Annotated in this window: 22 protein-coding genes; 17 read left to right on the top strand and 5 right to left on the bottom strand. The window is 71.5% G+C overall.

Annotated features, from left to right (window positions below; all coding sequences use genetic code 11):
- Window positions 1-363: 363 nt before the first annotated feature.
- On the top strand, window positions 364-666 hold the full coding sequence (locus ACH4OW_RS31115; protein ID WP_003982531.1) for a DUF4193 domain-containing protein: 303 nt from the start codon (window positions 364-366) through the stop codon (window positions 664-666).
- A gap of 14 nt (window positions 667-680) precedes the next feature.
- Entirely contained in the window at window positions 681-1,517 is an 837-nt protein-coding gene (locus ACH4OW_RS31110; RefSeq protein WP_360133536.1) for a hypothetical protein, read from the top strand.
- A gap of 156 nt (window positions 1,518-1,673) precedes the next feature.
- Here the strand turns inward: ACH4OW_RS31110 and ACH4OW_RS31105 are convergent, their stop codons facing one another.
- Window positions 1,674-2,117 (bottom strand): DUF3093 domain-containing protein, encoded by a 444-nt coding sequence (locus ACH4OW_RS31105; RefSeq protein WP_360133539.1) that lies wholly within the window; start codon window positions 2,115-2,117, stop codon window positions 1,674-1,676.
- Window positions 2,118-2,175: 58 nt separating this feature from the next.
- On the opposite strand from ACH4OW_RS31105, the gene ACH4OW_RS31100 reads away from it, so the two are divergent.
- From ACH4OW_RS31100 to kdpC, 7 genes are all read left to right on the top strand, one after another.
- Complete coding sequence (locus ACH4OW_RS31100) at window positions 2,176-2,769, top strand: PaaI family thioesterase (protein WP_398031120.1); 594 nt, start codon at window positions 2,176-2,178, stop codon at window positions 2,767-2,769.
- Window positions 2,766-3,287: a dUTP diphosphatase gene (gene dut / locus ACH4OW_RS31095; protein ID WP_360133545.1), complete on the top strand. Its 522-nt coding sequence runs from the start codon at window positions 2,766-2,768 to the stop codon at window positions 3,285-3,287. Before ACH4OW_RS31100 ends, dut begins: the two co-directional genes overlap by 4 nt.
- Before the next feature lies 1 nt (window position 3,288).
- The gene (locus tag ACH4OW_RS31090; protein ID WP_360133548.1) at window positions 3,289-4,071 is read left to right on the top strand and encodes a DUF3710 domain-containing protein; all 783 of its coding nucleotides are present in this window, start codon (window positions 3,289-3,291) and stop codon (window positions 4,069-4,071) included.
- Window positions 4,072-4,384: 313 nt separating this feature from the next.
- On the top strand, window positions 4,385-4,474 hold the full coding sequence (kdpF, locus tag ACH4OW_RS31085) for a K(+)-transporting ATPase subunit F (RefSeq protein WP_003982525.1): 90 nt from the start codon (window positions 4,385-4,387) through the stop codon (window positions 4,472-4,474).
- Between the two features lie 8 nt (window positions 4,475-4,482).
- On the top strand, window positions 4,483-6,159 hold the full coding sequence (gene kdpA, locus ACH4OW_RS31080) for a potassium-transporting ATPase subunit KdpA (RefSeq protein WP_398031118.1): 1,677 nt from the start codon (window positions 4,483-4,485) through the stop codon (window positions 6,157-6,159).
- Window positions 6,160-6,200: 41 nt separating this feature from the next.
- Entirely contained in the window at window positions 6,201-8,315 is a 2,115-nt protein-coding gene (kdpB, locus tag ACH4OW_RS31075) for a potassium-transporting ATPase subunit KdpB (protein ID WP_398031229.1), read from the top strand.
- Window positions 8,316-8,320: 5 nt separating this feature from the next.
- Window positions 8,321-8,974, top strand: coding sequence for a potassium-transporting ATPase subunit KdpC (gene kdpC, locus ACH4OW_RS31070; protein ID WP_398031116.1), 654 nt, complete (start codon window positions 8,321-8,323; stop codon window positions 8,972-8,974).
- Between the two features lie 105 nt (window positions 8,975-9,079).
- Here kdpC and ACH4OW_RS31065 read toward each other — a convergent pair whose 3' ends face one another.
- Window positions 9,080-9,619, bottom strand: coding sequence for a GNAT family N-acetyltransferase (locus ACH4OW_RS31065; RefSeq protein WP_398031115.1), 540 nt, complete (start codon window positions 9,617-9,619; stop codon window positions 9,080-9,082).
- 220 nt (window positions 9,620-9,839) lie between these two features.
- Here ACH4OW_RS31065 and ACH4OW_RS31060 point away from each other — a divergent pair, with 220 nt between their 5' ends.
- The 4 genes from ACH4OW_RS31060 (at window position 9,840) to ACH4OW_RS31045 (ending at window position 14,518) form a co-directional block, all read left to right on the top strand.
- Entirely contained in the window at window positions 9,840-12,404 is a 2,565-nt protein-coding gene (locus tag ACH4OW_RS31060; RefSeq protein WP_360133564.1) for a sensor histidine kinase KdpD, read from the top strand.
- Between the two features lie 91 nt (window positions 12,405-12,495).
- A complete protein-coding gene (locus ACH4OW_RS31055; RefSeq protein WP_360133567.1) occupies window positions 12,496-13,179 on the top strand; it encodes a response regulator in 684 nt (227 codons plus the stop codon).
- A gap of 79 nt (window positions 13,180-13,258) precedes the next feature.
- Complete coding sequence (locus ACH4OW_RS31050) at window positions 13,259-13,657, top strand: OB-fold nucleic acid binding domain-containing protein (protein ID WP_360133570.1); 399 nt, start codon at window positions 13,259-13,261, stop codon at window positions 13,655-13,657.
- A 3-nt stretch (window positions 13,658-13,660) separates the two neighbouring features.
- On the top strand, window positions 13,661-14,518 hold the full coding sequence (locus ACH4OW_RS31045) for a DUF3159 domain-containing protein (RefSeq protein WP_360133572.1): 858 nt from the start codon (window positions 13,661-13,663) through the stop codon (window positions 14,516-14,518).
- Between the two features lie 83 nt (window positions 14,519-14,601).
- On the opposite strand, the gene ACH4OW_RS31040 is transcribed toward ACH4OW_RS31045, so the two are convergent.
- Both ACH4OW_RS31040 and ACH4OW_RS31035 read right to left on the bottom strand, forming a co-directional pair.
- Window positions 14,602-15,270 carry a TrkA family potassium uptake protein gene (locus tag ACH4OW_RS31040; protein ID WP_360133575.1) on the bottom strand — a complete coding sequence of 223 codons (669 nt, stop codon included), beginning with the start codon at window positions 15,268-15,270 and terminating at the stop codon, window positions 14,602-14,604.
- Complete coding sequence (locus ACH4OW_RS31035) at window positions 15,267-15,935, bottom strand: TrkA family potassium uptake protein (RefSeq protein WP_360133577.1); 669 nt, start codon at window positions 15,933-15,935, stop codon at window positions 15,267-15,269. The genes ACH4OW_RS31040 and ACH4OW_RS31035 overlap by 4 nt, the downstream gene beginning before the upstream one ends.
- 392 nt (window positions 15,936-16,327) lie before the next feature.
- On the opposite strand from ACH4OW_RS31035, the gene ACH4OW_RS31030 reads away from it, so the two are divergent.
- The 4 genes from ACH4OW_RS31030 (at window position 16,328) to ACH4OW_RS31015 (ending at window position 23,609) form a co-directional block, all read left to right on the top strand.
- Window positions 16,328-18,346, top strand: coding sequence for an NAD-binding protein (locus ACH4OW_RS31030; RefSeq protein WP_398031228.1), 2,019 nt, complete (start codon window positions 16,328-16,330; stop codon window positions 18,344-18,346).
- A gap of 147 nt (window positions 18,347-18,493) precedes the next feature.
- On the top strand, window positions 18,494-19,585 hold the full coding sequence (locus tag ACH4OW_RS31025; protein WP_398031227.1) for a PucR family transcriptional regulator: 1,092 nt from the start codon (window positions 18,494-18,496) through the stop codon (window positions 19,583-19,585).
- 466 nt (window positions 19,586-20,051) lie between these two features.
- Window positions 20,052-22,103, top strand: coding sequence for an APC family permease (locus tag ACH4OW_RS31020; RefSeq protein ID WP_360133583.1), 2,052 nt, complete (start codon window positions 20,052-20,054; stop codon window positions 22,101-22,103).
- Between the two features lie 177 nt (window positions 22,104-22,280).
- Window positions 22,281-23,609 carry a class I SAM-dependent RNA methyltransferase gene (locus ACH4OW_RS31015; RefSeq protein ID WP_398031112.1) on the top strand — a complete coding sequence of 443 codons (1,329 nt, stop codon included), beginning with the start codon at window positions 22,281-22,283 and terminating at the stop codon, window positions 23,607-23,609.
- Window positions 23,610-23,702: 93 nt separating this feature from the next.
- Here ACH4OW_RS31015 and ACH4OW_RS31010 read toward each other — a convergent pair whose 3' ends face one another.
- Window positions 23,703-23,903, bottom strand: a complete 201-nt coding sequence (locus tag ACH4OW_RS31010; protein ID WP_398031111.1) for an acyl-CoA carboxylase subunit epsilon — start codon at window positions 23,901-23,903, stop codon at window positions 23,703-23,705.
- Window positions 23,904-24,008 lie beyond the last annotated feature (105 nt).

The raw sequence follows: 24,008 nt of genomic DNA, 5'->3' as shown, positions 1-24,008 counted from the left end.
TTGCGCTGAATTCCTACGGTCCGCCCGACGACCCGTACGTGTGTGATCGCTCACAGGCGTGAGATTCGCGCCATCTACTCTCCGTGATCGAAAAGGTTGGCGGAAGGCCGGGAAAATGCGGGTTTCCAAGGGCCTTGATCACGGGAAGTACACGTGATGGCGTGCGCGAGGTGCGACATTCGGACCGTGTACGGTCCTGATCGCCATCCAAACCGATCACCTCTTCAGGGGTGCGGTTGGGTGTCGATTGAGTAACAGACTTTGATGTGAGGCAAAATCTCCGCCTCAGGTCGGGCACAAGTCCGGCCTCTCACGCGTTACGTGCGCTGGAGACACCGCAGACACCCAGAGGGGGAGAGCGACATGGCTACGGATTACGACACCCCACGCAAGACAGATGACGACCTCAACGAGGACAGCATCGAGGAACTGAAGTCGCGGCGGAACGACAAGTCCGCCTCGGCCGTCGACGTCGACGAGTTCGAGCAGGCCGAGGGCCTGGAGCTGCCCGGCGCCGACCTGTCCAACGAAGAACTCGCCGTCCGGGTGCTGCCCAAGCAGCAGGACGAGTTCACGTGCATGAGCTGCTTCCTGGTCCACCACCGCAGCCAGCTGGCCGCGGAGGACAAGAACGGCCAGCCGATCTGCCGCGACTGCGCGGCCTGAGACAGGTCTACGCCGTGGCGGGCGTGAACCCGTTCCGCAAGGGCCACAAGGGCGAGAAAGGCCCGGCGGCAGGCGCACGATCACGCGACGAAACCGCGCCCGTGCCCGCCGACCCGACCGCCCTGCCCGCAAAGCGGACGACCGGTGCACCAAGGGAGCGAGGCCGCGCGGCCTCGCTCGCAGCGGCTGTGGGCCGCGGCGGCAGAAGAGGCCGGGCGGGCGCCCGCAAGGCCCTGGCGGCCGTCGCCGACCGCATCATCGACAACGCCCCGCGGATCCCGGTCCGCGACCTGGCGGCGTTGCGCAGGCAGTTTCCCGGCCTGACCCCCGAGGAACTGGCCGACAAGCTCGTCTCGGGTGCCATGAACGGCACCGCCACCGTGGGAGCGGGGGTCGGCGCGGCGGCGATGCTGCCCGTACCGCCCGCCATGCCGGCCGAGCTGGCCGCCGAGGTCGTCGGGGTGGCATCCGTGGAGATCAAGCTCATCGCCGAGCTCCACGAGGTCTACGGACTGCGTCCCCCGGGCGGCCTCAAGCCGCGCTCCATGGCCTATCTGACGTCCTGGACCGAGGAACGCGGCATCGACGTCACCAAGCCGACGACGCTCAACGCGGCGCTCGGCGGGCAGATGAAGCGCGAGCTGCGCCAGCAGATCATGAAGCGCACGCTGCGCAACCTGCCGAACCTGACGCCGTTCATGGTCGGCGCCGCGGTCGGCGCGTTCATGAACCGGCGGGACACCAAGAAGCTCGCGGACAAGATCCGCAAGGACCTGCGCGCCAACCAGGTGCCGTGGGACGCCCTGCCGGAGGCCGACACGACGGCCCTCCCGGCACCCGAGGCCGGCTGACGGCCTCTTTCGGACCGCCCCTCGCACCGGCCGAGGGCTTCCCGGCCTCCCGGCCGCGGCTCACCGGCCTGCCGGAATCCCGCTCCGTACCCCCGGGAAGGCCGCTGTGCCGCCCGTCGGCGCCCCCGCCGCCCCGCCGGGCCCCACGGAGACGGCTCAGGGCCGTACGGCCGCCAGCGCGGCCACCAGGCGCTCCGGCTCGCGCGTCGAGAGGTACGCGTACGGCGTCGGGTCCGCCGGGTCCGTGATCTCCACCCGTACGGCCGTGCGGACATAGCTGCGCAGCAGCATGAACGCCCGGGTGTCGGCCTTGTGCGTACGCCACGCCAGCGCCTCCTCGGCGTCCAGCACCCGCGCCTCGCCCAGCGCCGCCACCGGGATCCGGGCGTCACCGGCGATCAGCGAGTCGCCCACCACGCGGATGCGCACCGAGCCGTACGAGCTGACCGCCACCGCGGCCAGCGCCGCGCCGCCGATCAGCCCGCCGAGCATCGGCAGCGTCCCCAGCGGGAGCAGCATCAGGGCACAGGCGATGCCGATCAGCCCGGCGATCACCCACCAGGAGCGGGGCGCGGTGAGGCGTTCTTCGTACGACTGCATGGCTCCAGCTTGGCACGGCGGCGCAGGCCGGTTACGCGCGCGGGTAGGGTCTGCACTCGTGAGTGGAACCGACAAGGCCCCGACGCGGCTGACCCCGCCGGCCGACGCCGTCGCCCCGGTGCGGCATCCGGACGCCCCCGCGCCGGGGGAACTTCTCGGCGCGCACTACGACCAGTGCTTCGGGTGCGGCGCGGCGCAGTCCCACGGGCTCCAGCTGCAGGCCCGCGCCGGGGACGGCGTGCGGGTCACCGCCGAGTTCACCGTCAAGGAGGCCCACCAGGGCGCGCCGGGGCTCGCGCACGGCGGGGTGCTGGCCACCGCGCTGGACGAGACGCTGGGCTCGCTCAACTGGCTGCTGCGGGTGATCGCGGTGACCGGCAGGCTGGAGACCGACTTCCTGCGGCCCGTACCGCTCGGCACGGTGCTGCACCTGGACGCGGAGATAACCGCCGTCCACGGCCGCAAGATCTACTCGACGGCGGTGGGGCGCATCGGCGGGCCGCAGGGCCCGGTCGCGGTGCGCGCCGACGCCGTCTTCATCGAGGTGAAGGTCGACCACTTCGTCGACAACGGAAGGCCGGCCGAGATCCGGGCCGCGATGGCCGACCCGGACCAGGTCAGACGAGCTCGTGCTTTTGAGGTGAACCCGTGAGTCAGGTACGCAATCCGGTGGACGTGCTCATCAGGCGTCTGGACCCCGAGGTTCCGCTGCCCGCCTACGGGCACCCCGGTGACGCGGGCGCCGACCTGGTGACCACCGAGGCGGCGGAACTCGCTCCGGGGGAGCGGGCGGTGCTGCCGACCGGAGTGTCCATCGCGCTGCCCGACGGGTACGCGGCGTTCGTGCACCCCCGCTCGGGCCTGGCCGCCCGCTGCGGAGTGGCGCTCGTGAATGCCCCCGGGACGGTGGATGCCGGGTACCGTGGGGAAATCAAGGTGATCGTGGTCAATCTGGACCCGCGCGAGAGCGTGCGGTTCGAGAGGTTCGACCGGATTGCCCAACTGGTCGTCCAGCAGGTCGAGAAGGTGCGCTTCCACGAGGTGGCGGAACTTCCCGGCTCGGCGCGGGCCGAGGGGGGATTCGGTTCCACCGGCGGTCATGCGGCGGTGGACGGCTCCACGGGTGGGAATGGATACGCATCGGTCGGTGCCGACCGGGAAGGACAGTGACGTGTTCGGACGTCGCAAGAAGAACGAGGCTCCCGAAGAGTCGGCCCGGGCAGCGGAAGCCGCCGACGGGCCGGTCTCGGACGAGACTTCCGCGGACGGGGCTGCCGAGCCCGGCGGGGAGGAGCGGCGGGTGAACCTGCCCCCGGCCCCCCGGCCCGACGGCCCCTGGGACCTCTCCGAGGTCACCGACGCCGCCGAGGGGCGCGTCGACCTGGGCGGCATGTTCGTGCCCGGCGTCGAGGGCATGGAACTGCGCGTGGAGGTCGCGGGCGACGCGATCGTCGCGGCGACCGTGGTGCTCCAGGACAGCGCCGTGCAGCTCCAGGCGTTCGCCGCTCCGAAGAAGGAGGGCATCTGGGGCGAGGTCCGCGAGGAGATCGGCGTCGGCATCACCCAGCAGGGCGGCGTCATCGACGAGGTCGAGGGCCCGCTGGGCTGGGAGCTGCGCGCGCAGGTCCCCGTACAGCTCCCGGACGGCACCAACGGCGTCCAGGTCGTGCGCTTCGTCGGCGTCGACGGCCCGCGCTGGTTCCTGCGCGGTGTCATCTCCGGCCAGGGCGCGGTCCAGCCGCAGGCCGCCGGCATCCTGGAGCACATCTTCAAGGACACCGTGGTCGTCCGCGGCGAGGCCCCCATGGCCCCCCGCGACCCCATCGTCCTCAAGCTCCCCGAGGACGCCCAGATGGTCCCCGACGGCGTCCAACAGGAGGCCGCCGAGACCTCCCGCTTCGGCGGCGGCGTGGAACGCCTGGAGCGGGGCCCGGAGATCACGGAAATCCGCTGACGCCGGGCGCCGTTTTCGGCGCTCCCGCGGCCGGTTTTATGCGCTGCCCATGGGTCGCACTCTCTTTCGAGGGGTGCGGCCCATGGGTGTTTTTGCAGGTCAGGGCGCGGAGCGTATGGGAATCGTCAATGGGGCGCTAATGGCCGTAAGGGAGACGTCAACGGCGGTCGGAAACGGTCAGGTTGGGGGTTTGCTCTAGGGGTCCGTTCAACCGATCCCATTAGGAGCACACGATGGCCGACGTGGCCTTCGTCGTCACCACGCTCGCGGTCTTCGCGCTGGTGGCTCTCGTCGCCAAGGGGGTGACGAAGCTGTGACCATCGAGAACGTCGTCGGCCTGATCGTCGCCGTCGCCCTGCTCGGCTACTTGGTCCTCGCCCTCGTCTTCCCGGAGAGGTTCTGAGCGTCCCGATGAGCCCCATCCTGGCCGGCGTGCTCCAGCTCACCGCGCTCGTCGCGGCGCTCGCCCTGGCGTACCGCCCCCTCGGCGACTACATGGCCGCCATGTACAGCTCGCGCAAACACCTGCGCGTAGAGAAGGTGATCTACCGCTGCATCGGCGCCAACCCGGACACGCAGATGCGCTGGCCCGCGTATCTGCGCGGCGTCCTCGCCTTCTCCGTGGCCGGCGTGCTCTTCCTCTACCTGCTACAGCGCCTGCAGGGCAGCCTGCCGCTGTCGCTCGGCTTCGCGTCGATCAGCCCGGACCAGGCGTTCAACACCGCCGCGTCCTTCGTCGCGAACACCAACTGGCAGTCCTACAGCGGTGAGCAGGCCATGGGCCACGTCGTGCAGACGGCGGGCCTGGCGGTGCAGAACTTCGTCTCAGCGGCGACCGGCATGGCCGTCGCGATCGCCCTGGTACGCGGCTTCTCCCGGACCCGTACCGGCGACCTGGGCAACTTCTGGGCGGACCTGGTGCGCGGCACCGTGCGCGTGCTGGTGCCGATCGCCGTCATCGGGGCGCTCGTGCTGGTCGCGTGCGGCGCGATCCAGAACTTCTCCGGCATCCACGAGGTCGGGCAGTTCATGGGCGGCACCCGGCAGACCAACGGCGGCGCGGTCGCGTCGCAGGAGGTCGTCAAGCTGCTGGGCACCAACGGCGGCGGCTACTTCAACGCCAACTCGGCCCACCCCTTCGAGAACCCGAACGGTTTCACCAACCTCTTCCAGGTCTTCCTCATCCTGGTCATCCCGTTCGCGCTGACCCGTACCTTCGGCCGCCTCGTCGGCAACGTACGGCAGGGCTACGCGATCCTGGCCACGATGGGCGTCATCTGGCTCGGCTTCACCGCGCTGATGATGTGGACCGAGTTCGCGCACGGCGGCCCGGCGCTCCAGGCGGCCGGCGCGGCGATGGAGGGCAAGGAGAACCGCTTCGGCGTCGGCGGCTCGTCGATCTTCTCCGTCGCCACCACCCTCACCTCGACCGGCGCCGTGGACGGTTTCCACGACTCCTTCACGGCCTTCGGCGGCGGCATCCAGCTGCTGGGCATGATGCTGGGCGAGATCGCCCCCGGCGGTGTCGGCTCCGGCCTGTACGGCATGCTCGTGATGGCCGTGATCGCGGTGTTCATCGCGGGCCTGATGGTGGGCCGTACGCCCGAGTACCTGGGCAAGAAGATCGGCACCCGCGAGATCAAGCTCGCGGCCTGCTACATCCTCATCACCCCGACCCTCGTGCTCGGCTTCACCGCCGCGTCGATGGTGATGCCGGACGCGCTGGGCTCGATGCTCAACACCAAGTCGCTGGGCGCCGGTTCGCACGGCTTCTCCGAGGTGCTGTACGCGTTCACCTCCGGCGCCAACAACAACGGCTCGGCCTTCGGCGGCCTGAACGCCAACACGCCCTGGTACAACACCGCGATCGGGCTGGCGATGCTGCTCGGCCGCTTCCTGCCGATGGTGTTCGTCCTGGCCCTGGCGGGCTCGCTCGCCGAGCAGCAGCCGGTCCCGGAGACGGCGGGCACGCTCCGTACCGAGAAGCCGCTCTTCGCGGGACTGCTGGTCGGCACGATCCTGATCATCACCGGTCTGACCTACTTCCCGGCGCTGGCCCTCGGCCCGATCGCGGAAGGGCTGTCATGACGACCGACGTAAACGACGTACAGCAAGAGGAGCGCCGCTCCATGTCCACCGCAACACCGACCCGCGCGCCGCACCAGGACGTACCCAGCGGGCACAAGCCGGACGGCGACGGCCGTGTCGGCGGGGGGCTCTTCGACCCGGCGCAGCTGGTCAGGTCGCTGCCGGACGCGGTGCGCAAGCTGGACCCGCGGGTGATGGTCAAGTCCCCCGTGATGTTCGTGGTCGAGGTCGGTTCCGTACTGACCACGTGCTTCGCCGTGGCGTCCCCCTCGGACTGGTTCGGCTGGGCCATCGCCGTCTGGCTCTGGCTCACCGTGATCTTCGCCAACCTGGCGGAGGCGGTGGCCGAGGGGCGCGGCAAGGCGCAGGCGGACACGCTGCGCAAGGCCAAGACCGACACGGTGGCGCGGCGGCTGAACGGCTCGGCGGAGGAGCAGGTGCCCGGCACGGAGCTGCGCATCGGCGACCTCGTCGTCTGCGAGGCGGGCGACATCATCCCCGGTGACGGCGACGTCGTCGAGGGTGTCGCGTCGGTCGACGAGTCCGCCATCACGGGCGAGTCGGCGCCGGTCATCCGGGAGTCCGGCGGTGACCGGTCGGCGGTGACCGGCGGTACGAAGGTGCTGTCCGACCGGATCGTCATCAAGATCACGACGAAGCCCGGCGAGACCTTCATCGACCGGATGATCAACCTCGTCGAGGGTGCCGCCCGGCAGAAGACGCCGAACGAGATCGCGCTGAACATCCTGCTCGCCTCGCTGACCGTCGTCTTCCTGCTGGCCGTGGTGACCCTCCAGCCGTTCGCGATCTACGCGGGCGCCGAGCAGCCCATGATCGTCCTGCTGGCGCTGCTGGTCTGCCTGATCCCGACGACGATCGGCGCGCTGCTGTCGGCCATCGGCATCGCGGGCATGGACCGCCTGGTCCAGCGCAACGTGCTGGCCATGTCGGGGCGCGCGGTCGAAGCCGCCGGCGACGTCTCCACCCTGCTGCTCGACAAGACCGGCACCATCACCCTCGGCAACCGGCAGGCCGCCGAGTTCGTCCCGGTCAAGGGCGTGACCGAGGCCGAGGTCGCCGACGCCGCCCAGCTGTCCTCGCTCGCCGACGAGACGCCCGAGGGCCGCTCGATCGTCGTCCTGGCCAAGGAGAAGTACGGCCTGCGCGAGCGCCACCAGGGCGAACTGGCCGACGCCGAGTGGGTGCCCTTCACCGCCCAGACCCGCATGTCGGGCGTGGACGTGACCGAGGACGGCACCGTACGCAAGGTGCGCAAGGGCGCGTCCGGTTCGGTGATCGCCTGGGTCAAGGAGCAGGGCGGCACCGTCCCCGACGACGCCGATCTGCTGGCCAACGGCATCTCCGAGGCCGGCGGCACGCCGCTGCTGGTCGCCCTGGAGGACGGGCGGGGCGCCCGCGTCCTCGGCGTCATCCACCTCAAGGACGTCGTCAAGGACGGCATGCGCGAACGCTTCGTCGAACTGCGCAAGATGGGCATCAAGACCGTCATGATCACGGGCGACAACCCGCTGACGGCCAAGGCCATCGCCGACGAGGCGGGCGTGGACGACTTCCTCGCGGAGGCCACGCCCGAGGACAAGATGGCGCTCATCAAGCGCGAGCAGGCCGGCGGCAAGCTGGTCGCCATGACCGGCGACGGCACCAACGACGCGCCGGCCCTCGCCCAGGCGGACGTGGGCGTCGCCATGAACACCGGCACCTCGGCCGCCAAGGAGGCCGGGAACATGGTGGACCTGGACTCCAACCCCACCAAGCTCATCGAGATCGTCGAGATCGGCAAACAGCTCCTGATCACCCGGGGCGCCCTGACCACCTTCTCGATCGCCAACGACGTCGCGAAGTACTTCGCGATCATCCCGGCGATGTTCGCGGTGGCCTACCCGGGCCTGGACACGCTCAACATCATGCGGCTGCACAGCTCGCAGTCCGCGATCCTGTCCGCGATCGTCTTCAACGCGCTCATCATCGTCGCGCTCGTACCGCTCGCCCTCAAGGGCGTGCGCTACCGCCCGGTCAGCGCGGACCGGATGCTCCGCCGCAACCTCGGCATCTACGGACTCGGCGGCCTGATCGCTCCGTTCGTCGGCATCAAACTCATCGACCTGCTCATCTCTGCGATCCCCGGGATCGGGTGACTGACATGAACAACGCGGTACGCTCCAGCGGCCGGCTCCTCGGCGCCGGCCTGCGCGCCCTGCTCGTCCTAACCGTGGTCTGCGGCGTGCTCTACCCCCTCGTCGTCACCGGCGTCGCCCAGGCCGCCTTCCACGGCAAGGCCAACGGCTCGGAGGTGACACAGGACGGCAAGGTCGTCGGCTCCGAACTCCTCGGCCAGCGCTACGACAAGGGCACCGACGCCAAGGGCAACCCGATTCCCGACCTCCGCTACTTCCAGCCCCGCCCGTCCGCCGGCCTGGGCAGCAACAAGACCAACGACGTCAACACCCAGTACGACCTCCAGGTCTCCGGCGCCACCAACCAGGGCGCCACCAACACCGACCTGATCGCCGCGGTCAAGGAACGCAAGGAGTGGGTCTCCAAGACGTACGGCGTCCCCCAGTCGCAGGTCCCGGCCGACGCCGTCACCTCCTCCGGCTCGGGCCTCGACCCGGACATCTCCCCGGAGTACGCAAAACTCCAGGTCAACCGAGTGGCCAAGGAAAACCGCCTGGACCCCGCCAAGGTCGAGCACCTGGTGGAGGCCACCACCGAGGGCCGAATCCTCGGCTTCATGGGCGAGCCCCGGGTCAACGTCCTGAAGCTGAACATGGGACTCAAGGAGCTGCTCAAGTAGACAGGTGCCGGTGCGAACCACCGGCCCGCGTCCCCGGCGCCAGGCCCGCCCGTACACCACGGGCGGGCCTGGCGCCGTTCCCGCGCCTCCGCGGGCGCGCCGCCGTCACCACACGTCCCCGCTCCTCCAGTCGCACGCCAGTTGTCCCGTGAGGTCCAAGGGCGCGGCTCCCGGGAGGACGTGGATGGTGCCGTCCTCCTCCTTGGTGGGGCGGATACCGGAAGGGGCGAGGACGGCGGACGGGCCCTGCCACAGGCGCCAGCCGCGGGCGACGTAGAAGGCCGCGGCGCCGTCGGACGCGCACAGGGCGCCCAGGTCGTAGGCGTCGCGGATCACCCGTTCCAGGGCCGTCATCGCGGCCGCGCCGTGGCCCCTGCCGCGCCGGTCGGCGCGGACGCCGACGCCTTCCACGTAGCCGCACCGCAGGGCCCGGCCGGCGTGCAGCAGCTGCCGCTGTACGACCGAGGCGTGACCGATCAGTTCGTCGCCCTCCCAGACCAGTGCGTGCACGCCGCCGAGGGCGTGGTCCCAGTCCTCCTCGGTCATGTCGTCCTCGAAGACGTCGTACAGGAGCGTCCGTGCCATGGCGCGGGTGGCGGCATCCAGGTCGGCGGTGTGCGCGATACGGGTGTGTACGTCGGTCATGGCTGCCATCGTCGTCGCGCCGGGGCGGGAGGGCGAACGGTTTCCGCCGCGGCGGTGCGGGCCGGGAAACCCGGGGCGCGGTGGGCCTGCGCCCTGTATCAGAGTCGCGTCAAGACCTGGGCCGAAGCCGCTACCTGCGGCTTTTGTGGCGGTGTGCGGTCGGTAGGGTCGCATCAGGTTCAGCCCGGTGGGGGCGGCCTTCACGTAAGACAATGGGGCCATGGCACGCGGCAAGCTACGGATCTACCTCGGCGCTGCACCGGGCGTCGGCAAGACGTACTCGATGCTGTCCGAGGCGCACCGGCGGGTGGAGCGCGGCACGGACGCCGTGGTGGCGTTCGTCGAGCACCACGACCGGCCCCGTACCGAGGTCATGCTGCACGGCCTGGAGCAGATCCAGCGCGCGGAGCTGGAGTACCGCGGGTCGACGTTCACCGAGATGGACGTGGACGCGGTGCTGGAACGCCGCCCCGCCGTCGCGCTCGTCGACGAGCTCGCGCACACGAACGTGCCCGGCTCCCGCAACACCAAGCGCTGGCAGGACGTGGAGGAGCTGCTGGAGGCCGGTATCGACGTGATCTCGACGGTCAACATCCAGCACCTCGAATCGCTGGGTGACGTCGTCGAGTCGATAACGGGCGTACGGCAGCGCGAGACCGTGCCCGACGAGATCGTCCGCCGTGCCGACCAGATCGAGCTGGTCGACATGTCGCCACAGGCCATCCGGCGGCGCATGGCGCACGGCAACATCTACAAGCCCGACAAGGTGGACGCCGCCCTGTCCAACTACTTCCGGCCGGGCAACCTGACCGCGCTGCGCGAGCTGGCCCTGCTGTGGGTCGCCGACCGCGTCGACGAGTACCTCCAGCAGTACCGCACCGAGCACAGCGTCTCGACGATCTGGGCGGGACGCGAGCGTATCGTCGTCGGCCTGACCGGCGGCCCCGAGGGGCGTACGCTCATCCGCCGCGCGTCCCGGATGGCGGCCAAGGGCTCGGGCAGCGAGGTGCTCGCCGTCTACATCGCGCGCAGCGACGGGCTGACCTCGGCCTCGCCCAAGGAACTCGCCGTACAGCGCACGCTCGTGGAGGACCTCGGCGGGACGTTCCACCACGTCATAGGCGACGACATACCGAGCGCGCTGCTGGAGTTCGCGCGCGGCGTCAACGCCACGCAGATCGTGCTGGGCTCCAGCCGCCGCAAGACGTGGCAGTACGTCTTCGGGCCGGGCGTCGGCGCCACCGTCGCCCGCGACTCGGGACCCGACCTGGACGTCCACATCGTCACGCACGACGAGGTCGCCAAGGGCCGCGGCCTGCCCGTGGCGCGCGGCGCCCGCCTCGGCCGGGCCAGGATCGTCGCCGGCTGGCTGCTCGGCGTGGTGGCCCCCGTCCTGCTGTCGGTGCTGCTCACCGCCATCGACAACGGCCCGGGGCTGGCCAACGACGTCCTGCTCTTCCTGTTCCTGACCGTCGCCGCCGCGCTGGTCGGCGGGCTGCTGCCGGCGCTCGCCGCGGCCGCCGTCGGCTCGGTGCTCCTGAACTTCTACTTCACGCCGCCCACCCACTCGATCACCATCTACGACCCGAAGAACATCGTCGCGATCCTGATCTTCTTCGCGGTCGCCGTCTCGGTCGCCTCCGTCGTCGACCTGGCCGCCCGCCGCACCCACCAGGCGGCGCGGCTGCGCGCCGAGTCGGAGATCCTCTCCTTCCTGGCGGGCAGCGTGCTGCGCGGCGAGACGACGCTGGACGCGCTGCTGGAACGGGTACGGGAGACGTTCGGCATGGACTCGGTGGCGCTGCTGGAGCGCGCCGGCGACGTCGAGCCGTGGACCTGCGCGGGCCGGGTCGGCAGTGCCGGCGAAGGGCCGGAGGCCGAGCCCCTGCTGCGGCCCGAGGACGCGGACGTGGACATGCCGGTCGGCGACCACATGGCGCTGGCGCTGACCGGCCGGGTGCTGCCCGCCGAGGACCGCCGCGTGCTGGCCGCCTTCGCCGCGCAGGCCGCCGTCGTACTGGACCGGCAGCGGCTGGTCGGCGAGGCGGAGCGGGCCCGCGAGCTGGCCGAGGGCAACCGCATCCGTACGGCGCTGCTGGCCGCCGTCAGCCACGACCTGCGCACGCCGCTCGCGAGCATCAAGGCGTCGGTGACCTCGCTGCGCTCCGACGACGTCGCCTGGTCCGAGGAGGACGAGGCGGAGCTGCTGGAGGGCATCGAGGCGGGCGCCGACCGGCTGGACCACCTGGTGGGCAACCTGCTGGACATGTCCCGCCTCCAGACGGGTACGGTCACCCCGCTGATCCGCGAGATCGACCTGGACGAGGTGGTGCCGATGGCGCTCGGCGGCGTCCCCGAGGGCAGCGTCACCCTCGACATCCCCGAGGAACTGCCGATCGTCGCCGTCGACCCCGGCCTGCTGGAGCGCTCCGTGGCCAACCTGGTCGAGAACGCCGTCAAGTACAGCCCGGAGGGCGAGCGCGTGCTGGTCTCCGCCAGCGCCCTCGGCGACCGCGTCGAACTGCGCATCGCCGACCGGGGCCCCGGCGTGCCCGACAGCTCCAAGGACCGCATCTTCGAGCCGTTCCAGCGGTACGGGGACGCCCCGCGCGGCGCGGGCGTGGGCCTGGGCCTCGCCGTCGCCCGCGGCTTCGCCGAGTCGATGGGCGGCACCCTCGCCGCCGAGGACACCCCCGGCGGCGGCATGACCATGGTCCTCACCCTGCGGGCCGCGGCAGGGCGGCCGCCGGTGCGGCCCGACCTGCCGGCCCAGGCGACGACGTGACCGCGGGCCGCCGGGGGTTCCCCGGGCCGCCATCCAGCCGACACCGCGCGGGCAGGGCCCGGCGGGTTTCCCCACCACGAGGAGAACGACAGTGAACCGGGTGCTTGTGGTCGACGACGAGCCGCAGATCGTACGTGCCCTCGTGATCAACCTGAAGGCGCGCAAGTACGAGGTGGACGCCGCCCCCGACGGGGCCACCGCCCTGAAGCTGGCCGCCGCCCGCCACCCCGACGTCATCGTCCTGGACCTCGGCCTGCCCGACATGGACGGCGTGGAGGTGATCAAGGGGCTGCGCGGCTGGACCCGGGTGCCGATCCTGGTGCTCTCCGCCCGGCAGACCTCGGACGAGAAGGTCGAGGCGCTGGACGCGGGCGCTGACGACTACGTCACCAAGCCCTTCGGGATGGACGAGCTGCTGGCACGGCTGCGCGCCGCGGTGCGCAGGGCCGAGCCGACCGGGCCCGCCGAGGACGCGGTGATCGTGGAGACCGACGGGTTCACCGTCGACCTGGCCGCGAAGAAGGTCAACCGCGAGGGCCGGGACGTACGCCTTACGCCGACCGAGTGGCATCTGCTGGAAGTCCTGGTCCGCAATACGGGACGTCTCGTCAGTCAGAAGCAGCTCCTCCAGGAGGTCTGGGGGCCCTCGTACGGCACCGAGACCAACTACCTGCGGGTCTACATGGCGCAGCTGCGCCGGAAGCTGGAGAGCGACCCCTCGCACCCCCGGCACTTCGTCACCGAGCCGGGCATGGGCTACCGCTTCGAGCAGTAGGGCGCGGGCCGGGCACCCGGGCCGTCCGGCGCCGTCCGGCGCAGTGATCCGGGGTGCCGGGCACCGGTACGCTGGGTTCATGAGTGCTGGGACCCGATCCGAGAAGCCGGCAGGCCGTTTCCGCCGGATGCTCGACAGGCTGTCCTCCTCCGAGGAGGAGCTGGAGTCCGCCGAGCTGCAGCAGGACGCGCACGACACGGGCTGCACCCGTATATGCGACTGCGACGACCGGCAGATAGTCAAGGTCACCGGTACCCTGCGCCACGTGACGCTGCGGCCGCGCGCCGGTGTGCCCGCGCTGGAGGCGGAGCTGTTCGACGGCTCCGCCGCGCTGGACGTGGTGTGGCTCGGCCGCCGTTCCATCGTCGGCATAGAGCCGGGACGCAAGCTCATCGCCTCGGGCCGGATCTCGCTGAGTCACGGACGCCGGGTGCTGTTCAATCCGAAATACGAACTCCGACCACTCGGACAGGAGTAGCCGGTGACGTCTGACGACCGACCGACCCGAACCACCGGACCGGCCGGCGAGCCGGCCCAGGAGCAGGACGCAGCGCCCGACGGCAGAGCCGTCACCGAAGCCGCCCTGTTCGAGGCCTTCGGCGGCGTGCGCGGCATGGTGGAGACCGTGCTGCCCGGCCTGCTGTTCGTCACGATCTACACGGTCAACAAGGACCTGCACGTCTCCGCGATCGCCGCCCTGGTGGTCTCGCTGGTGCTGGGCGTCGCGCGCCTGGTCCGCAAGGACACCGTCAAGCACGCGTTCAGCGGCGTCTTCGGGGTGGCCTTCGGCGTGGTCTTCGCGATGATGACCGGCAACGCCAAGGACTTCTACCTGCCCGGCATGCTCTACACGCTGGGCCTGGGCGTCGCCTACATCGTCACCACGCTGGCCGGCGCCCCGCTGATCGGCCTGATCCTCGGGCCGGTGTTCAAGGAGAACCTCTCCTGGCGCACCCGCAACCCGGGCCGCAAGAAGGCGTACGCCAAGGCCAGCTACGCCTGGGGCGCGATCCTGCTCGCCAAGTGCGCGGTCCTCTTCCCGCTGTACTGGTGGGCGGACACCGCGCACCTGGGCTGGGTGCTGATCGCGCTGAAAATCCCGCCGTTCCTGCTGGCGGTCTGGCTGACCTGGCTGTTCCTGGCCAAGGCGCCGGCGCCCATCGACGTCTTCGCGGAGACGGAGGCCAAGGAGAAGGCCGAGGAGGAGGCGAAGGCGCGGCGCGAGCGCGCGACGCTGGAGAACGGTGTCCTGGACGCGGTGGCCACCGACCTCGCCAAGGACGTCACGCCGCAGGCGATGGCCGCCGAGCAGCCCCGCACCCCGCAGCACCGGGGCTGACGCCGGGCGGTACGAACGCCGAAGGGCCGGGAACCTCCGAGGTTCCCGGCCCTTCGCCGTCACGTACTACGTTCCGGCCGCGGTCACACCTCGCGGCGGACCGACAGCAGGTCCTCCAACTGCTCCTCGCGCGACTGGGCCGCGACGAACAGCAGCTCGTCGCCGGCCTCCAGCGCGTCCTCCTTGTTCGGAGTGAGCACCCGGTTGCCGCGGATGATCGTGACCAGCGAGGTGTCCTCCGGCCACTGGACGTCGCCGACCCGGGTGCCGGCCAGCGCCGCCTCCGGGGGCAGCGTCAGCTCGACAAGGTTGGCGTCGCCGTGGCTGAAGCGCAGCAGCCGTACGAGATCGCCGACGCTCACCGCCTCCTCGACCAGCGCCGACATCAGCCGCGGGGTGGAGACCGCGACGTCCACGCCCCACGCCTCGTTGAACAGCCACTCGTTCTTGGGGTTGTTCACGCGGGCCACCACCCGCGGCACGCCGTACTCGGTCTTGGCGAGCAGCGAGACGACGAGGTTGACCTTGTCGTCGCCGGTCGCCGCGATGACGACGTTGCAGCGCTGCAGCGCGGCCTCGTCCAGCGAGGTGATCTCGCAGGCGTCGGCCAGCAGCCACTCCGCCAGCGGCACCCGCTCGACCGAGATCGCCGTCGGCGCCTTGTCGATGAGCAGGATCTCGTGCCCGTTCTCCAGCAGCTCGCCCGCGATGGACCGGCCCACCGCGCCCGCGCCCGCGATAGCGACCCTCATGCGTGCGCCTCCTCGGGCCCTTCGGCGAACACCGCTTCCACCTTCTCGACCTCGTCGGTGCGCATCATCACGTGCACCAGGTCGCCTTCTTGCAACACGGTCTGCGAGGTCGGCAGCATCGCCTCGCCCAGCCGGGTGAGGAAGGCGACGCGTACGCCGGTCTCCTCCTGCAGCTGGCTGATCTTGTGGCCCACCCAGGACGGCGAGGTGTGCACCTCGGCGAGCTGGACGCCGCCGCTCGGGTCGCGCCACAGCGGCTCGGCCCCGGAGGGCAGCAGCCGGCGCAGCATCTGGTCCGCCGTCCAGCGCACGGTGGCGACGGTCGGGATGCCCAGCCGCTGGTAGACCTCGGCGCGGCGCGGGTCGTAGATACGGGCCGCGACGTTCTCCACGCCGAACATCTCGCGGGCCACCCGGGCCGCGATGATGTTGGAGTTGTCGCCGCTGCTGACGGCGGCGAAGGCGCCCGCCTCCTCGATCCCGGCCTCGCGCAGCGTGTCCTGGTCGAAGCCGACTCCGGTCACCCGGCGGCCGCCGAATCCGGCGCCCAGGCGGCGGAAGGCGGTGGGGTCCTGGTCGACCACCGCGATCGTATGACCCTGGCTCTCCAAGGTCTGTGCGAGCGCGGAACCCACCCGCCCGCACCCCATGATGACGATGTGCATCGGCCCCTACCTCGCACCTTTCACTGTGCTGTGACGCCGGCTGCTTCGACCTGGCGTGTTCGGCGACCACGCTACCTCCCATGGAGGCCGCTGCAGCCACGCAGTTCGCTCACCTGGCCGTCCAAAGTGTTAAGAAAGTGCCAAGAGAACATAAGTGAAGAGTAAGTTTCCTTGCGGTCCGGCCGGAATTCTGGTCGTCGATCAAGGAAGCGGGAGCGTACGCCCCGGGGCGCGCCCGCCGGCGCCCGGCCGGTCCGGGACCGGGCCCGTCCGCCCGAGCGCGAGCCCCGCGGCAGGCCGTGACCGCGTGCGCCCCGGCCGCTCCGTAGGGCACGCTGAGCCTCGTGTCCACCGAGCCCCAGCAGTCCCGACAGGTGCCAGCCACCCCGCATATGGTCGTCTGCGGCGACGACGCCCTCGCGCGCCGCCTCGCCGCCGAACTCAAGGACGTCTACCGCGAGCGGGTGACCCTCGTCGTCCCCTCCGCGAGAGAGCCGCACCGGCCCCGCATCCCGCCGCCCGCCGGGGCGCTGGGGCGGGCCCAGGCACTGCTGGGGCGGGTGTCGGCGGCCATGGTCCGTACGCCGGCTGGCCCGCCCGGAGCGCCGGGCGACGAGGCGGGGGACGCGGGGGAGCCCGACGAGCCCATACGGGTCCTGGAGGCGGCGGAGGCCGACGACGACACCCTCGCCGAGGCCGGCATCGGCACGGCGGGCGCCCTCGCGCTCGTCTACGACGACGACGAGACCAACATCCACGCCGCGCTGCGCGCCCGGCGGCTCAACCCGCGCCTGCGGCTGGTGATCCGGCTCTACAACCGCAAACTCGGTCAGTACCTGGAGCAGTTGCTCGACCAGGCCGCGGCCGTCGGCGCCCTCGACGGCGAGGGCGCCGACGCGTCGACCACGGTCCTGTCCGACGCCGACACCGTGGCCCCCGCGCTGGCCGCCACCGCCGTGGCCGGCACCAGCAAGGTCATCGAGGCCGACGGCCTGCTGCTGCGCGCCGTGGAGCGCGGCCCCGCAGGGCCGGGCCCGGCCGCCACCTCCGGACTGTGCCCGCTCGCCGTCCTGACCGCGGCGGCCGACGTCGCCGATACGGCAGGGGGCGACGCCGGCCGGGCGGCCGGGACGGAAGGGCCCGCCGACGAGGGCCCGGAACTCCTTCCGGACGAAGCCACCGCAGCGGCCGCCGACGGGCGCGGCACCGTCGTCCTGGAAACCGTCTCCTACCAGGGCAGGCAGTCGCGACCTGGCGGACGGGGGGAATCGCTCAGCCAGGCGCGGCGGGGCGGACCGGCCGCACTGCGCCGCCTGGGCGGCCTCCGTGGCAGGGGCGCGCCGCTGCGCTCCTTCTTCTCCCGCCGGCTGCGCTGGTCGCTGGCCGGCGTCGTCGGGGCCGTACTCGCGCTGGCCGTCGCCTCCTCCTTGGCGACCGGCGATTCCCCGCTGCACGCCGCGTACCTCTCTCTCCTCGACCTCTTCGCCATCAACGAACCGGCCATCGGCGAACCGGTCTCCCGCAAGGTGCTGCAACTGTTGTCCGGCCTCACCGGCTTGCTGCTGCTGCCGGTCCTGGTCGCCGCCGCGCTGGAAGGACTGGGCACCTTCCGCAACGCCTCCGCGCTGCGCCGCCCGCCGCGCGGCCTGTCCGGGCACGTGGTGCTGCTCGGCCTCGGAAAGGTCGGCACGCGAGTGCTGGCCCGGCTGCACGAGCTGGGCACCCCCGTGGTGTGTGTGGAGGCGGACCCCGACGCGCGCGGCATCGCGCTGGCGCGCCGGCTGCGCGTGCCGACGGTGGTGGGAGACGTCACGCACGAAGGCGTACTGGAAGCCGCGAAGATCCAACGCGCGCATGCCCTGCTCGCCCTCACCAGCGACGACACCACCAATTTGGAGGCAGCGCTCTACGCCCGCTCGGTAAAGCCGCAGCTGCGCGTGACGCTGCGCCTGTTCGACGACCGCTTCGCCACCGCCGTCTACCGCACACTGCGCGCCGCCCACCCCCAGGCGCGCACCCGCAGCCGCAGCGTCAGCTTCCTGGCCGCCCCCGCCTTCGCCGGCGCGATGATGGGACGTCAGATCCTCGGCGCCATCCCCGTCGAGCGGCGGGTGCTGCTCGTCGCCCGGGTCGGGGTACGGGGCCACGCCGCCCTGGAGGGCCGCAAGATCGCCGACGTCTTCCGGCCCGGCCTGCTCCGCGTCCTGGCCGTGGACACCTCGGCCCCCGACGACGGCCCGCCGGAGCCCGCGTACGAGGAACCACAGGAGCGCCCGCGCGCCCGCCTCGCAGGGGAACTCGGCGACGGCTACGAACTGCGGCCGCAGGACCACGTCCTCCTGGTCGCCACCCGCCAGGGCCTCGGCGAACTGATCTCCCGGCACGCCCGCTCAGGACGCCCCGCCCCGTAGCAGGCGAGGGCCGTCCGGGCACCGCCGAGGGCCCGGACGGGCCTGCTCCGGCGCACCACGCGCCGTCCGGCAGGATGGACGGTGCTCCGAAAGCCGGAGCGGTGAACGGTGCGGCGGCAGGGAGCGCGGACGGTGAAGCGAGGCGGGATGTCCCCGGAGTATCTGGAGGGGTACGCCACGCTCCTCGGCGAGGTGTCCGAGACCGGGCGGCTGCCGCGGCGCGCGGAACTGGACGCGCTGCGCGAGCTGGGGGAGCGGGCCGCCGAGTCGGGCCACGGGCTGCGCGAACTGGTCGGCCTCTTCCTGGGCGAGACGCGGCGGGTGTGGGGCACGCTGCCGGGCGTCGCACGGGCCGCGGGCGCGACCGAGCGGGCCCGTACCGGCGACGCCCTGCTCGGCGCCGTGGACGCCGCCATCGCCGCGTTCGGCGAGGGACACGAACGGGCGCAGCGGCTCGCCGTACGGCAGATGGAGGCCGAGCGCCGAGAGTTCGTCGACGACCTGCTGTACGGGCGCAGCGACCTGGGGCGGCTGGCCGAGCGCGCCGAACGGTTCGGACTGCGGCTCGCCTACGAGCACGCGGTCGCCGTCGCCGAGGGCGACGAGCCCTTCGACGACATCCACCCGGTCGCCCGCCGGGTCGAACGCGAACTCCTCGGCCGGTTCGGCGACCGCGACGTCCTGATCACCACCAAGGAAGGCCGGCTGGTCTGCGTCGGCGCGAGCAGCGAGCGCGCGGTCCTGGACGCCTTCGCCACCTACGCGCGCTGCCCCGACGTGGGCAGGCAGGGCGCGCGGCGGGTGGCCATCGGCCGGGCGCACTCCGGCGCGGGCGGCGTGGTGCGCTCGTACGAGGAAGCCCTCGGCGCGCTGGAGCTGGCCGAGCAGCTGGACCTCGACGGGCCCGTGCTGCGCGCCGCCGACCTGCTGGTCTTCCCCGTGCTGCTGCGGGACCGCGCGGCCATGGCCGACCTCGTACGGACCGTGCTGGGGCCGCTGACGCAGTCACGCGGCGGCGCGGGACCGCTCCTGGAGACGATCGGTGCGTGCGCGGCGGCCGGCTATGTGAACGCCGAGGCGGCCCGCCGCCTGAAGATCAGCGTGCGCACCCTGTCGTACCGCCTGGAGCGCATCAGGTTCCTGACGGGCTACGACCCGGCCGACGGCCTCCAGCGGTTCACGCTGGAGACGGCGGCGATGGGCGCCCGCCTGCTGGGCTGGCCGGACAAGCCGCTCTGACGGCTGCCCCAGGGGCGGAATCCGGCCTTCGGTTCCCCTGCCCGGTCGCGCCGCACCGCAAGGCCGTGGCCCGTTAACAGGCCATCAGGGATGCATAAAGATTGCCGGGATCCGGCAATGTGCGGGGCCCCGCCGCCCTGCCACCATCGAGGAACCGGCGGGAACGCCGCCGCCGGCGCCGGCCGGCGGCAGGCCGCCGACATCCTCGACGGGGGTGAGGATGTCGGCGCTCCGCCGGGGCGCGCCTCGCCGGCGGGCGTTAAGAAGGCGTAGAAATGCCGGGGCGTTAAGAAGTCGTAGAGAAGAAGAGGCGCCGCCGGGCCGCAGGTCCGGTCTGTGCAGGGACGATGAATCCGCTGGTGGCCGCTGTGGCCGGGAAATGCGGCCTCGGCATACGGGCACAACGCCCACGCCCGCACGGGTGGCGGGTGGGCGCGTGCCTTGACGAAGGCTTAGCATCCTCTGCGTGTCCAAACTGACCGACGTGCCCAAACGGATCCTTATCGGGCGCGCACTGCGCAGCGACAAGCTCGGCGAGACCCTTCTCCCCAAGCGCATCGCACTCCCCGTGTTCGCCTCCGACCCGCTGTCCTCCGTGGCCTACGCCCCGGGCGAGGTACTGCTCGTCCTGTCCGTCGCGGGTGTGTCGGCGTACCACTTCAGCCCCTGGATCGCGCTCGCGGTCGTGGTGCTGATGTTCACGGTCGTGGCGTCCTACCGGCAGAATGTGCACGCCTACCCGAGCGGCGGCGGCGACTACGAGGTCGCCAACACCAACCTCGGGCCCAAGGCCGGGCTGACCGTCGCCAGCGCCCTGCTGGTCGACTACGTCCTGACCGTCGCCGTCTCCATCTCCTCCGGCGTGGAGAACCTGGGCTCGGCGATCCCGTTCGTCACCGAGCACAAGACGCTCTGCGCCATCGTCATGATCGTGCTGCTGACGCTGATGAACCTGCGCGGCGTCAAGGAGTCCGGCAAGCTCTTCGCGATCCCGACGTACATCTTCGTCGCCGGCGTCTTCATCATGATCATCTGGGGCGTGGTGCGCGGCGCGATCATGGGTGACACCATGAAGGCGCCCACCGCCGACTTCACCATCCACGCCGAACAGGGCGGCCTCGCCGGCTTCGCTCTCGTCTTCCTCCTGCTGCGCGCCTTCTCCTCCGGCTGCGCCGCGCTCACCGGCGTCGAGGCGATCTCCAACGGCGTCCCCGCCTTCCGCAAGCCCAAGTCCAAGAACGCCGCCACCACCCTGGCCCTGATGGGCGGCCTGGCCGTCACCATGTTCTGCGGCATCATCGGCCTGGCCATGGCCACCGACGTGAAGATGGCGGAGACGCCCGCCACGGACCTGCTGCACAACGGCGTCCCGGTCGGCTCCGGCTACACCCAGAACCCCGTCATCTCGCAGGTCGCCGCCGCGGTCTTCGGCGACGGCACGTTCTTCTTCGTCGTGCTCGCCGCCGCCACCGCCCTGGTCCTCTTCCTCGCCGCGAACACCGCGTACAACGGCTTCCCGCTGCTCGGCTCGATCCTCGCCCAGGACCGCTACCTGCCGCGCCAGCTGCACACCCGCGGCGACCGGCTGGCCTTCTCCAACGGCATCGTGCTGCTCGCCGGCGCGGCCATCGTCCTCGTCTACATCTACGGCGCGGACTCCACCCGCCTGATCCAGCTCTACATCGTCGGCGTCTTCGTCTCCTTCACGCTCAGCCAGATCGGCATGGTCCGCCACTGGAACCGCCACCTGCTGACCGAGAAGGAGCCGGCCAAGCGCCGCCGGATGCACCGCTCGCGGGCGATCAACGCCTTCGGCGCCACCCTCACCGGCCTGGTGCTCGTCGTCGTCCTGCTGACCAAGTTCAGCCACGGCGCCTGGGTCGCGGTCCTCGGCATGGTCATCTTCTACGCCACCATGACCGCGATCCGCCGCCACTACGACCGGGTCGCCGAGGAGATCGCCGCCGAGGACGTCCCCGGCGACGAGGCGGTACGCCCCTCCCGCGTCCACTCGATCGTCCTGGTCTCCAAGGTCCACAAGCCCACCCTGCGCGCCCTCAGCTACGCCAAGCTGATGCGCTCCGGCACCCTCGAAGCGGTCAGCGTCGACGTCGACCCGGCCGAGACCAAGGCCCTCAAGACGGAGTGGGAACGCCGCAACATCGACGTCCCCCTGAAGGTCCTCGCCTCCCCCTACCGCGAGATCACCCGCCCCATCATCGACTACGTCAAATCCCTGCGCCGCGAGAGCCCGCGCGACGCCGTCTCCGTCTACATCCCGGAGTACGTCGTCGGCCACTGGTACGAACACCTCCTCCACAACCAGAGCGCCCTGCGCCTCAAGGGCCGCCTCCTGTTCACCCCCGGCGTCATGGTCACCTCCGTCCCCTGGCAGCTCGACTCCTCCGAGGCCGCCAAGAAGCGCGCCCGCAAGCGCGCCGAGTGGAACGCGCCGGGCGCGGTGCGCCGGGGCCCGGTCGCCCAGCCGAAGAAGGAGAAGGCGGCGGCGCGCAAGTAACGTCTGCCTGCTGCACGGGCCCGGACCTCCCCCAGGGAGGCCCGGGCCCGTGTGCTGCCGCCCCGCCCCTCCGCCCCCGCTCCCGGTTCGGACTCCGTCCGCCCGCCCCGTAGACTTGCAGGTCGGCATCCGCCGCTCAGCCCTCTTCTCCCGTCCCACCCCAGGAGTCCTCCCACCATGCAGACCGAACCGAAGAAGTCGCTGGTAGGCGAGGAGTACGAGGTCGAGGTCGGCCCCGTCGCACACGGCGGCCACTGCGTCGCCCGAACGGACGAGGGCCAGGTCCTCTTCGTACGGCACGCCCTCCCCGGCGAACGCGTCATCGCCCGCGTCACCGACGGCGAAGAAGGCGCCCGCTTCCTCCGCACCGACGCCATCGAGATCCTCACCCCCTCCAAGGACCGCGTCGAGGCCCCCTGCCCCTTCTCGGGACCCGGCAAGTGCGGCGGCTGCGACTGGCAGCACGCCGCCCCCGGCGCGCAGCGCCGCCTCAAGGCCGACGTGATCACCGAGCAGCTGTCCCGCCTGGCCGGCCTGACCCCCGAGGAGGCCCGCTGGGACGGCACGGTCGAACCGGCCCCCGGCGACAAGGTCCCCAAGGGCGAGGTCCCGGCCTGGCGCACCCGCGTCCAGTACGCCATCGACGCCGAAGGCCGGGTGGGCCTCCGCAAGCACCGCTCCCACGACGTCCAGCCCGTCGACCACTGCCTGATCGCCGCCCCCGGCGTCTCCGAACTCGGCATCGAAAAGCGCGACTGGCCCCAGATCGCCACCGTCGAGGCCATCGCCGCCACCGGCTCGAACGACCGCCAGGTCGTCCTGACCCCCCGCCCCGGCGGCCGCCTGCCCATCGTCGAACTCGACAAGCCCGTCTCGGTCCTCCGCGTGCACGAGAAGGACGGCGGCGTCCACCGCGTCCACGGCCGCCCCTTCGTCCGCGAACGCGCCGCCGACCGCACCTGGCGCGTCGGCAACGGCGGCTTCTGGCAGGTCCACCCCAAGGCGGCCGACCTCCTGGTCGAGGCCGTCATGCAGGGCCTGATGCCGAAGAAGGGCGACATGGCCCTCGACCTCTACTGCGGCGTCGGCCTCTTCGCCGGCGCACTGGCCGACCGCGTCGGCGAAAAGGGCGCCGTCCTCGGCATCGAAAGCAGCAAGCGCGCCGCGGAAGACGCCCGCCACAACCTCCAGGACCTCGACCGCGTCCGCATCGAACACGGCAAGGTCGAACAAATCCTCCCCCGCACCGGCATCTCGGACGTCGACCTGATCGTCCTGGACCCCCCGCGCGCAGGCGCCGGCCGCGAAACCGTCGCCCACCTCGCCTCCCTGAACGCCCGCCGCATCGCCTACGTAGCCTGCGACCCGGCAGCCCTGGCCCGCGACCTGAAGTACTTCGCAGAGGCGGGCTACGCGCCGCGAAGGATGCGGGCGCTCGATCTGTTTCCGGTTACGCATCATGTGGAGTGCGTGATGATTCTTGAGAAGGCTGCTAAGGGTTCCTGAGCTGAGGTTTTGTGCGTGCGCATTAGGTGCGGTGTGGGCGTTGCGGCGATATCCGGCGCCGCCACCGCGTAGGGTGAGCCGTGGGCCCGGGGGTCAGGCGGCGCGTCGCCAACTGCCGGGTGGGTGGTAGGCGGGGCGGCGCCAGACGGGGGCCGGTTCGGCGGTGGCTGGTTGCGGGGAGTCGCGGTGGGCGGCGCGGGCCATCAGTACCGCGGTCAGTGCGGCGAGTTCGGTGGCGTCGGCCGTACCGCGGACGATGCGGAAGAGGGACGCGCCGGGGTCGGGAACGGGCACAACGGGCTCCTTACTGGGGTGGGTTGCCGTGTTTGCGGGCGGGCAGGTCGGCGTGCTTGTTGCGGAGCATGTCCAGGGAGCGGATGAGGACCTGGCGGGTTTCGG

This window comes from Streptomyces sp. NPDC017056, assembly GCF_044332485.1.
Lineage (GTDB): Bacteria > Actinomycetota > Actinomycetes > Streptomycetales > Streptomycetaceae > Streptomyces.
This window is presented reverse-complemented; position numbering and strand designations above follow the sequence as displayed.

Excerpts from the sequence above, each read along its gene's own strand:
- ACH4OW_RS31115 (WP_003982531.1), top strand. The coding sequence starts at position 364 with ATGGCTACGGATTACGACACCCCACGCAAGACAGATGACGACCTCAAC.
- ACH4OW_RS31105 (WP_360133539.1), bottom strand. The coding sequence starts at position 2,117 with ATGCAGTCGTACGAAGAACGCCTCACCGCGCCCCGCTCCTGGTGGGTG.
- kdpA (WP_398031118.1), top strand. The coding sequence starts at position 4,483 with ATGAGCCCCATCCTGGCCGGCGTGCTCCAGCTCACCGCGCTCGTCGCG.
- kdpB (WP_398031229.1), top strand. The coding sequence starts at position 6,201 with ATGTCCACCGCAACACCGACCCGCGCGCCGCACCAGGACGTACCCAGC.
- kdpC (WP_398031116.1), top strand. The coding sequence starts at position 8,321 with ATGAACAACGCGGTACGCTCCAGCGGCCGGCTCCTCGGCGCCGGCCTG.
- ACH4OW_RS31065 (WP_398031115.1), bottom strand. The coding sequence starts at position 9,619 with ATGACCGACGTACACACCCGTATCGCGCACACCGCCGACCTGGATGCC.
- ACH4OW_RS31060 (WP_360133564.1), top strand. The coding sequence starts at position 9,840 with ATGGCACGCGGCAAGCTACGGATCTACCTCGGCGCTGCACCGGGCGTC.
- ACH4OW_RS31050 (WP_360133570.1), top strand. The coding sequence starts at position 13,259 with ATGAGTGCTGGGACCCGATCCGAGAAGCCGGCAGGCCGTTTCCGCCGG.
- ACH4OW_RS31040 (WP_360133575.1), bottom strand. The coding sequence starts at position 15,270 with ATGAGGGTCGCTATCGCGGGCGCGGGCGCGGTGGGCCGGTCCATCGCG.
- ACH4OW_RS31035 (WP_360133577.1), bottom strand. The coding sequence starts at position 15,935 with ATGCACATCGTCATCATGGGGTGCGGGCGGGTGGGTTCCGCGCTCGCA.
- ACH4OW_RS31030 (WP_398031228.1), top strand. The coding sequence starts at position 16,328 with ATGGTCGTCTGCGGCGACGACGCCCTCGCGCGCCGCCTCGCCGCCGAA.
- ACH4OW_RS31025 (WP_398031227.1), top strand. The coding sequence starts at position 18,494 with ATGTCCCCGGAGTATCTGGAGGGGTACGCCACGCTCCTCGGCGAGGTG.
- ACH4OW_RS31015 (WP_398031112.1), top strand. The coding sequence starts at position 22,281 with ATGCAGACCGAACCGAAGAAGTCGCTGGTAGGCGAGGAGTACGAGGTC.